We start from the raw sequence: 7,494 nt of genomic DNA, 5'->3' as shown, positions 1-7,494 counted from the left end.
GGAGGCCCCGCCCGCACCCGTGGGCGGGGCCTCCGGCGCACCCGGGCCCGGACGGGACCCGGACGAGACCCGGACGAGGCCTGGACGAAGTGTCCGGGCCGGACGTACAGTCCGTGCATGCCTGCCGAAAAGCCCGACCCGCGCGTCCGGACCTGGTCGCCGGTCTGCCGGGCGGTCGCCCTGCTCCTCGGCCCGTACGCCGAGGTGGTCCTGCACGACACCGCCACCGACCGGGTGCTGGCCATCTGGAACCCGATGACCACCCGAGCCCCCGGCGATCCGTCGCTGCTCGGCGAACTGGACCGGCTGGACCCCTCCGCGCCCGACGTCTACGGCCCCTACGAGAAGCTGCTGCCGGACGGGCGCCGGCTCTCCTCGGTCAGCGCCGTCCTGCGCGACGCCACCGGTAGGCCCTCGGCGGTGCTCTGCGTCAACCTCGACCGCGGCCCGCTGGAGCAGGCCGCGGCGCTGCTGGCGAACTTCGCCGCGCCCACCGCACCGCGCCCCGAGCCGCTGTTCGAGCGGGACTGGACCGAGCGGATGAACGACGTGATCGGCGGCCACGTCCGGGCCCGGGGCCGACCTGCGGAGCGCTTCACCCGGGAGGACCGGCTCGCCGTCCTGCGCGAACTGGACGAGGCCGGGGTGTTCGCCGTCCGCCGGGCCGTCCCCGCCGTCGCCGCCGCACTGCGGATCTCCCGCTCCACCGCCTACGCCCTGCTCGCCGAGCTCAGACACCCGGCGGCCCCCGGCGCCCGAGCCGGGGCCGGGGCGGGGGCCGGAAACAGCGCCGCTGCCGGCACCGGTCCCGGCGCCGGCACCAGGAAGGACTGACACCGATGACCCGACTGCCCGACTTCCGGCTCGAAACCTACTTCTCCCGCTGGGAGTTCACCGCCCGCCACCACCTCACCGCCTCCGACGCCCAGACCATGACGATGGCCGAGCTGCTCGCCCTGGCCGGCCCCGAGGACCGCGAGGCCTGGGACACCCTCGCGCTCGGCTACACCGAGACCTTCGGCGATCCCGGCCTGCGCCAGGCGATCGCCGGGATGTACGAGCGGGTCGGGGCGGACGACGTGATCTGCTTCGGCGGCGCCCAGGAGGGGATCAACCTCGCCATGCAGGTGCTCCTCGAACCGGGCGACCACGCGGTGGTGCTCACCCCCAACTACCAGTCCGCCGAGACGATCCCGCTCTCGCTGTGCGAGGTCACCGGGGTGGCGCTCGACGAGCGGCGGGACTGGGCGCTCGACCTGGACGCCGTCGAGGCGGCAATGCGGCCGAACACCAAGGTCCTGTCGGTCAACTTCCCGAACAACCCGACCGGCGCGGTGATCGACGCCGCCGACTTCGCCCGCCTGGCCGAGCTGTGCGGCGAGCGCGGCGTCCGGCTCTTCTCGGACGAGGTCTACCGGGGCCTGGAACGCGACCCCGAGCGCACGCTGCCGCAGGCCGCCGACCTCTCCGAGACCGCGCTGTCGCTGAACGTCACCTCCAAGGCGCTCGGCCTGCCCGGGCTGCGGATCGGCTGGATCGCCTGCCGGGACGGCGAGCTGCGCAGCCGGCTGGAGCGGGCCAAGCACTACACCACGATCTGCAACTCGGCCCCCAGCGAGGTGCTGGCCCGGATCGCCGTCACCGCGCGGGAGCGGATCCTGGCCCGCAACCGGGGCATCATCGCGGAGAACCTGCCGCTGTTCGACGCCTTCTTCGCGGAGTTCCCCGAGCTCTTCGAGTGGCGCGCCCCGGACGGCGGCTGCGTCAGCTACCCGCGCTACCTGGGCGCGGACGGGGTGGAGGAGTTCTGCACCGCGCTGGTCGAGCAGGCGGGTGTCCTGCTGATGCCCGCGAGCATGTTCCGCTCCGAGCTCACCCCCACCCCGACCGACCGCTTCCGGATCGGCGTCGGCCGCCGCGACCCGGGCCCGGCGCTGGAGGCCTTCGCCGAGTGGCTCCGCAAGCGCTGAACGGCCGCGCGCGACCGGAAGGGGCCCGGGGTCCGGCGGCCCTCGGAAGGACCACCGCCGGAGCCCGGGCCCCCGGCACCCGTACGGGTCAGAGCTTCTGCCAGGCCGGCTTGGCGGCGTAGGTGTCGCGGAAGTAGTCGGCCAGCTTGAGGCGGGAGGCGGCGGCCTCGTCCACCACCACGGTGGCGTGCGGGTGCAGCTGCAGCGCCGAGGCGGGGACGGCGGCGGCCAGCGGGCCCTCGACGGCCAGCGCGACGGCCTCGGCCTTGGCCTCGCCGGTGGCGAGCAGCACGAGGTGGCGCGCCTCCAGGATGGTGCCGATGCCCTGGGTGATGACGTGGTGCGGGACCTCGTCGAGGCTGTCGAAGAAGCGGGCGTTGTCCACCCGGGTCTGCCTGGTCAGGGTCTTGATCCGGGTGCGCGAGGCGAGCGAGGAGCACGGCTCGTTGAAGCCGATGTGGCCGTCGGTGCCGATGCCGAGCAGCTGCAGGTCCACGCCGCCGGCCTCGGCCAGCGCGCGGTCGTAGGCGGCGGCGGCCGAGGCGATGTCCGCCGCGTTGCCGTCCGGGCCCAGGAAGGAGTCCTCGGTCAGGCCGAGCGGCTCGACGACCTCGCGCAGCACCACCGAGCGGTAGGACTCCGGGTGCCCGGCCGGCAGGCCGACGTACTCGTCCAGCTGGCAGATCCGCGCCCTCGAGGCGTCCAGCCGGCCGTCCCGGACCCGGGCGGCGAGGGACTGGTAGACCGGCAGCGGGGTCGAGCCGGTCGCGACGCCGAGCAGGGCGTCGGGCTTCTCGGTCAGCAGATCGGTGATCGCCGTGGCGATGAGTTCGCCGGCCGCTGAGGCGTCAGGGACGATCACGATTTCCATACTGGTCCACCGTTCTGAGGCGAGGCTGAGGTCTAGACCTCCAAGGTCTAGACCAGTTTGCCGTGAACGGGGGCTCCAGGTCCACCCGGGGCCGACGGGCCCGCTGGTCCGGGGCTCCGGGCGCCCCGTCCGGCGTCGCCGCCGACGGAAGCCGGTGCCGGCGGTGGAAGTCGATGCCGGTGGTCGAGGCCGGTGCCGGCGGTGGGGGTGTGGAGGGAGCCGGGGCGCGTGCGCCCCGGCTCCCGTCGCCCTGCCCTGCGGAGGCGCTCCCGCCGTGCGGAGCGGGTCGTGCGTCCGGGCGGCCTCCGATCAGAACGGGTTGGTACAGGTGGTGACCTGCTTGCTCGCGTCCAGCGCCGGACCGGCGGTGGCGCAGATGATCCGCGGCCCGGCGGCGGTCACCCGCGGGGTGACGGCCTGGGCCGAGCCGAGCTTCACGGTGGTGGCGGTGGCGACCGGCTCCCACGGGCTGCCCCAGGCCTTCTGGGTGCGGACGTCGACCTGGACCACCGTCAACTGGTCCGGGTCGGCGCTGACCTGGGCGACGCCGACGACACCCTCGCCGTCTATCCGGTGCGAGACGCAGGGGTGGTTGAGCACCGAGGCGCAGGCCGCGGTGTCGGTCTCGGACGTCGCCGTGGCGGCCGTGGCGGGACCGGCCGTCAGGGTCGCGATCCCCGCCACCGTCAGCATCACAGCTGCGATCCGAGTGCGCATGATACGAACCTCCTTGGAAATTAAGGGAATCTCACTCCTTGAGATGAGTCTTGCACACATCGTGGAAGTCATGCGTGTGCGTTGCGTCACACTCATGGTGACTGTTCAACTACTGGCTGCAATCGTTCGCCGAACGTTCAGCGGATGGCCGGAATCCGGCCTGACGGGCGGTCAGTTCATCGGCGTACGGCCGCCGCCCTGTCGTCGGGTCCGGTCCCCTTCACTCGTCCGGGTGGCGGCTTGCCAAGCCGGCGAATCGGACGGATACCATCGACCCGATCCCCAGCGGAGGTGGCGGCGTGGACACGGTCATCGTGCAACTGCCCAGTCCGGGGCCGGACATGGCGCCCGGCGCAGCGCCCGCACTGCTGCGGATGGGCCCGGGCGAGACGGCGGTGTTCGGGCGCGGCGAGCCCGGGCGGCCGGTCGCCATCCCGCTGTCCGACCAGGGCGTCTCCCGCCGTGCCGGCGAGGTGGCCGCCGCCGAGGACTACTGGCGGCTGTCGAACTTCAGCACCACCGCCACCTACGTGGTGGAGAACCTGGAGGGCGCGGGGGAGCACATCAAGGTGGCGCCCGGACGGCTCGGCGCGCCCGTTCCCTTCGAACTCTCCCGGGTGCTCCTGCCGGCCCTCGGGGAACCCGCCTCCTTCAAGGTCTTCGCCCCCCAGCACGCCTACCTGGACGGTGGCCAGCGCGGCGCCGACGGCGAACACACCGTCAGCCCCTTCGCCCTGGACCCGACCGCCAAGTACTTCCTCGTCCTGCTCGCGCTCTGCGAGCCCCGGCTGCGCTCGCCCTCCACCGCGGCCGTCCCCGGCGTCACCGAGGTGCTGGCCCGGCTGCGCGCCCTGCCCTCCTGCCGGGGACTGACCCGCTCGGCGGTGAACTACCACATCGACTACCTGGTGTGCACCAAGCTGCGGCTGCGCGAGCCGTACGAGGAGGGCCCGGCCGGCGGCAAGCGCGAGGAACTCGTCGCCCTGGCCCTCAAGTTCGACCTGGTCCGGGAGGAGCACCTGGCGCTGCTGCCGGCCCGGCGCCCGGCCGCCCGGCCGTGACGCCCGCCCCGCGGCCCGACCCCGGGCCGCCGGAGCAGCGGCACCCGCCGCGGGGCCTCCCGCCCTTCGAGCTCCCCGAGGGCTACCTCGTGGCCGGCTACCGCACCGGCGCCTTCCTCGGCGCGGGAGCCTGGGGCAGCGTCTACGCCGCCGAGGGCCCGGACGGTACCGGGGCCGCCGTCAAGATCCTCGGTCCGGCCGGGCTCAGCCCGGGTCAGCGCCGCACCGCGGCCCAGATGGCCGGCAGCGAGCTGCGGTTCAGCCGCCGCGCCGACCACCCCCACCTGATCCGCACCCTCGCGGTGGTCACCGTCGAGGATCCGGACCACCCCGCCCTGGACGGGGCCGTCGCGCTGGTGATGGAACGCGCGGCCCGCAGCCTCCAGGACCTCCTCGCCACTGCCCGCCCCGGCACGCCGGTGCCCGGCGCCGAGCGCATCCTCGCCCAGGTCTGCTCCGGACTGACCCACATGCACCGGGCCGGCTGGGTCCACGGGGACCTCAAACCGGCCAACATCCTGCTGATGCCCGACGGCACCGCCAAGATCGCCGACTTCGGCCTCACCTCCGAACTCGAGGGCACCCACGCGTACGCCCCGCCGCTCGGCTCGCCCGACCACGTCCCGCCCGAGTGGTGGTCCCAGCGGACCGGGGCGCGCGGCGTCGCCCTGCGCCCCACCGCCGACATCTGGGCCTACGGCGTGATCGCCCACCAACTGCTCACCGGCGGGCTGCACCCCTTCCTCGGCGCCACCGCCCGGGCCCGCTCGCTGGCGGCCCAGGCGTACGCCCGCGGCGCCGTCCCGCTGCGGCTGGACCAGGCGGTGCCGGCCCCCTGGCGGGCCGTGGTGGCCGCCTGCCTGACCGCCGACCGGGACCAGCGGGCCCGCACCGACCTGGCCGCGCTGGTGGCCCGGGCGACCGCCCGTCCGCCCGGTCGCCGCCGCGCCGCCGTCCGGGCCGGCCTCTCCCTGCTGACCTGCACCGCGGTCCTCCTCGCGCTGGCCGGCGGCCCCGAGCCGACCGGTGCGGGCGGCCACCGCGCCGGGCCGCCCCCGCTGCCCGGGGCGATCCCGGCGGGCTCGGACGTCCCGGCGCCCTACCGGGGCATGATCGAGGACGCGGCCCGGCGCTGCCCGGAGCCGGAGATCACGCCGGTCCTGCTGGCCGCGATGCTCAAGGCCGAGAGCGGCTTCGACCCGAACGCGGCCCGCCCGGAGACCGGCGAGTACGGCATCGCGATGTGGACGCCCGCCGTCTTCGAGGCCTGGTCCAGGGCGGCCAGCCACCCCGGCCCGAAGTCCTACCTGGACCCGGGCGACGCGATCGCCGCGATGGGCAACTACGTCTGCTGGCTCGACCAGCAGATAAAGCGGCGCGGCTTCACCCGGGACCTGCCCGCCCTGGTCGCCGCCGCCTACCGCACCAGCGACAAGAGCGTGGCGGCCGCCGGGGGCGTCCCGGAGCGGGTGCGGCCGCACGTCGACAAGGTGCTCCGCTACCTGGCCGAATACGGCGGCTGACCACCGGTGGTCCTCGACGGCCACCCGCGGACCGCCGGGCTCCTGCGGGTCCGTCGGCGGACGGGAGCGAGTCCTGCCCCGTCCGTGGGCGTCCCGGCGCGGGCACCCGGCCGCCCGGGCCGAGGTCTGGGATCCTCGGGCGCATGATCACCAAGTTCCGCGCGATGACCGCGCAATGGACCGTCGTCGTTCCGGTGACCGCGTTCGTCGTCCTCGCCCTGACCTGGCACGAGGACCTGCCGGGCTGGGTGGTGGCGGTGGTCGCGTGCTTCCTGGTGGGTGCGGTGCTGGCCGCCGTGCACCACGCCGAGGTGATCGCGCACTGGACCGGGGAGCCCTTCGGATCGCTGGTGCTCGCGGTGGCGGTCACCGTGATCGAGGTCGCGCTGATCGTGACGCTGATGGCCGACGGCGGGGACAAGTCCGCGACCCTGGCCCGGGACACCGTGTTCGCCGCCGTGATGATCACCTGCAACGGGATTCTCGGACTGTCCATCCTGGTGGCCGCGCTGAAGTACCGCACCGCCGTCTTCAACGCCGAGGGCACCGGCGCCGCCCTCGCCTGCGTCGCGACCCTCGCGACTCTCAGCCTGGTGCTGCCGACCTTCACCACCAGTGCCCCGGGCCCGCAGTTCTCCACCACCCAACTGGCCTACGCGGCCACTGCCTCGCTGGTGGTGTACGGGCTGTTCGTGACCACCCAGACCCTCCGGCACCGGGACTACTTCCTCCCCGTCACGGCGGAGGGGGAGATCCGGGTCGAGGACGAGGACCACGCGAGCCCGCCCACCGTGCGGGCCGCCGGCGTCAGCCTGCTGCTGCTCGCCGTCGCGCTGGTCGCGGTGGTGGGCCTGGCCAAGGGCGTCTCGCCGACCATCGAGTCCGCGGTGGACGACGCCGGGCTGCCGCACGCCGTGGTCGGCGTGGTGATCGCCATGATGGTGCTGCTGCCGGAGACCATCGCGGCGCTGCGCGCGGCCCTGCGCAACCGGGTGCAGACCAGCCTCAACCTGGCTCTCGGCTCCGCGCTCGCCAGCATCGGCCTGACCATCCCCGCGGTCGCGATCGCCTCCACCTGGCTCTCCGGCCCGCTGGTCCTCGGCCTCGAACCGGCGCACCTGGTGCTGCTGACGCTGACCGTCGTGCTCGGCACGCTGACGGTCATCCCACGCCGGGCGACCCTGCTCCAGGGCGCGGTGCACCTCGGGGTGCTCGCGGAATTCGTGGTGCTGGCGGTGAACCCCTGAGGGCGGTCCGCCCGTGGACAGTAGTGGAAGCCGTCGGCCCGTCCCCCCGTACGGGCCGCCGGCTTCCGCTCCGGCCACCGTGCCGCCGGCGCCCCAGGGGCTCCC

7 protein-coding genes are annotated in these 7,494 nt (G+C 74.4%); 5 read left to right on the top strand and 2 right to left on the bottom strand.

Annotated elements, in window-relative coordinates; translation table 11 throughout:
- The first annotated feature begins 117 nt into the window (after positions 1-117).
- Entirely contained in the window at positions 118-834 is a 717-nt protein-coding gene (locus tag ABT247_RS29840) for a helix-turn-helix transcriptional regulator (RefSeq protein WP_350748641.1), read from the top strand.
- 5 nt (positions 835-839) lie between these two features.
- Positions 840-1,970, top strand: a complete 1,131-nt coding sequence (locus ABT247_RS29835; protein WP_350748639.1) for an aminotransferase class I/II-fold pyridoxal phosphate-dependent enzyme — start codon at positions 840-842, stop codon at positions 1,968-1,970.
- An 88-nt stretch (positions 1,971-2,058) separates the two neighbouring features.
- On the opposite strand, the gene nagB is transcribed toward ABT247_RS29835, so the two are convergent.
- Together nagB and ABT247_RS29825 are read right to left on the bottom strand one after the other, a co-directional pair.
- A complete protein-coding gene (gene nagB / locus ABT247_RS29830; protein ID WP_350748636.1) occupies positions 2,059-2,841 on the bottom strand; it encodes a glucosamine-6-phosphate deaminase in 783 nt (260 codons plus the stop codon).
- Between the two features lie 309 nt (positions 2,842-3,150).
- Positions 3,151-3,558 (bottom strand): hypothetical protein, encoded by a 408-nt coding sequence (locus tag ABT247_RS29825; protein WP_350748633.1) that lies wholly within the window; start codon positions 3,556-3,558, stop codon positions 3,151-3,153.
- 299 nt (positions 3,559-3,857) lie between these two features.
- Here ABT247_RS29825 and ABT247_RS29820 point away from each other — a divergent pair, with 299 nt between their 5' ends.
- From ABT247_RS29820 to ABT247_RS29810, 3 genes are all read left to right on the top strand, one after another.
- Positions 3,858-4,619, top strand: a complete 762-nt coding sequence (locus tag ABT247_RS29820; RefSeq protein ID WP_350748630.1) for a serine/threonine protein kinase — start codon at positions 3,858-3,860, stop codon at positions 4,617-4,619.
- A complete protein-coding gene (locus tag ABT247_RS29815) occupies positions 4,616-6,142 on the top strand; it encodes a serine/threonine-protein kinase (protein WP_350748627.1) in 1,527 nt (508 codons plus the stop codon). Before ABT247_RS29820 ends, ABT247_RS29815 begins: the two co-directional genes overlap by 4 nt.
- A 143-nt stretch (positions 6,143-6,285) precedes the next feature.
- Positions 6,286-7,389: a calcium:cation antiporter gene (locus tag ABT247_RS29810; RefSeq protein WP_350748625.1), complete on the top strand. Its 1,104-nt coding sequence runs from the start codon at positions 6,286-6,288 to the stop codon at positions 7,387-7,389.
- Positions 7,390-7,494: the final 105 nt, after the last annotated feature.

The organism is Kitasatospora sp. NPDC001539 (assembly GCF_040298565.1).
Classification (GTDB): Bacteria; Actinomycetota; Actinomycetes; order Streptomycetales; family Streptomycetaceae; genus Kitasatospora.
This window is presented reverse-complemented; position numbering and strand designations above follow the sequence as displayed.